Here is a 477-nt window from a genome sequence, read left to right on the forward strand (position 1 = left end):
TCCCCGCATCATGAACTTCCCTCATGTTGCATTGAAATTAAGTCGCTTTCCCTCTTTCACCGCCTCTGGCATAAATTATCAACATTAACTTATCGGCAACATTAAGACTGCTGAATGAGAAAAGCAGAGCAGCGTCTCTGGCAATCAGTAAGTGAATTTAATTTTCATATCAGCACTCGGGATGACAGAGACGATGAATAAAGATTTTACCTTTACTATCAAGAGCAGCACCTTCGACGAAAACTATAACCCGTCAGAAAATACGCGTATTACTACCAACTTCGCGAATCTGGCTCGTGGGGAGAACCGTCAGGAAAACCTGCGCAATACATTGAAGATGATTGACAATCGTTTCAATACGTTAGCGCATTGGGATAACCCTAAAGGCGATCGTTACGGCGTTGAGCTTGAGATTATTTCCGTTGAGATGAATATCGATGCGGAAGGTAAAACCACGGCGTTTCCAGCCATCGAAAT

Annotated in this window: 1 protein-coding gene; it reads left to right on the forward strand. The window is 43.2% G+C overall.

The window, feature by feature from the left end; translation table 11 throughout:
• Positions 1 to 193 precede the first annotated feature (193 nt).
• Positions 194 to 477, forward strand: a 284-nt coding sequence (locus J5M67_RS28220; RefSeq protein ID WP_207888647.1) for a putative oxygenase MesX, incomplete at its 3' end; no start/stop codon positions are given.

It is taken from the genome of Pseudomonas sp. 30_B (assembly GCF_017491605.1).
Taxonomy (GTDB): Bacteria; Pseudomonadota; Gammaproteobacteria; order Pseudomonadales; family Pseudomonadaceae; genus Pseudomonas.